A 1,234-nucleotide genomic window follows, 5' to 3' on the forward strand; every position below is an offset into this window, starting at 1 on the left:
GCCGCGGCGCCGGCGTGACCCTGCCGCCCAAGCGCCTGCGCCGGTTCGTGCGCGCCGCGCTCGGTGAGGCGTGGGAGCTGTCGCTGCGGCCGTCCGCCCCGCTGCGTGCCGTGCGACGCCCGGAGCCCGTCGCCCGATGACGCGGGCGCGCACGATCCTGTTCTGGGCGGCCGCGGTCGCCCTGCTGGCGGGACATGCGATCCTCGCCTGGCACAGTCTCACGGTGTGGCGGTTCTGGGAGGACGAGGCGTTCAACCTGACCGTGCCGCGCAATCTGCTCGCCGGGCTCGGCTACGCCAGCGACGGCGCGCTGTCCGGCTCGACGATCACGCCGTTCGACCCGCGGATCTCCACCGGCCCCGTCGTGCTGCTCCCGGTCGCCGCGACCCTCGCGACCGGGATGGACCCGGTGCTGGCCGCGCGACTCGTGCCGCTCGCGTTCTGGGTCCTGCTGCTGGCGGGGCTGGGCGTGCTGGGCTGGCGGATCGCCGGACGGTGGGCGGCTCTGCTTGCCATGACCGTGCCGCTGGCGTTCACCGCGAGCGCCGGTGTCTCCCCCATCCAGGGGCCGGCCGATCTGCTGGGCGAGATCCCCGCGGCCGCCCTGATCGTGTGGGCCCTGGTCGTGCTTCCTCGCCGCGCCTGGCTGGCCGGGCTCCTGGTGGGGCTCGCGGTGCAGGCGAAGCTCATCGCGCTGCTGGTGCTGCCGGCGTTCGCGGTCGCGCTGTGGGTGCTGTCGGACGGCACGGGCTGGGCGCGTCTGCGCGACACGCTGCGCCGCGCGTGGCTTCCGCTGCTGCTGGTCGCGGTGCCGACCGCGCTCGTGGAGCTCGCGGCACTGCTGTCGCTCGGGCCGGCCGGGTTCGTCGAGCGCCTGCGGGCGCTCGTGCGGTTCGTGCGCAGCGGCGGACAGGGCGACGCGGCGACCTCCGTCCTGCAGAAGCTCGGCACGCTGGCCGACTCGTGGTCGCTGCCCGGGGTGCTGGCCGTGGTCGCCGCCGTGCTCGCCCTCGTGCTCGTGGTGGCGGGGGTGGTGCGGCGGTGGCGCTCGGCCACCGCGGAGGAGCGGATCGTGATCGCCTACGCCCTCGCGGCTCTGGTGGGGGCGCTCGCCTTCGTGGGCTGGTGGGCGACCGCCTCGCGGCTGCCGCTGTGGGTGCGTCACCCCGCGCCCGGCGTGTTCGCGTTCTTCCCGGTGCTCGCGGCTGTCGCCCTGTGGGCGGTGCCGCGGCTG

General features: G+C 76.1%; 1 protein-coding gene. It reads left to right on the top strand.

Annotated features, from left to right (window positions below; all coding sequences use genetic code 11):
- Positions 1–136: 136 nt before the first annotated feature.
- The coding region (locus tag DW309_RS09055; RefSeq protein WP_136045185.1) for a hypothetical protein at positions 137–1,234 on the top strand (1,098 nt) is incomplete at its 3' end.

It is taken from the genome of Microbacterium sp. K41, assembly GCF_004794395.1.
Classification (GTDB): Bacteria; Actinomycetota; Actinomycetes; order Actinomycetales; family Microbacteriaceae; genus Microbacterium; species Microbacterium sufflavum.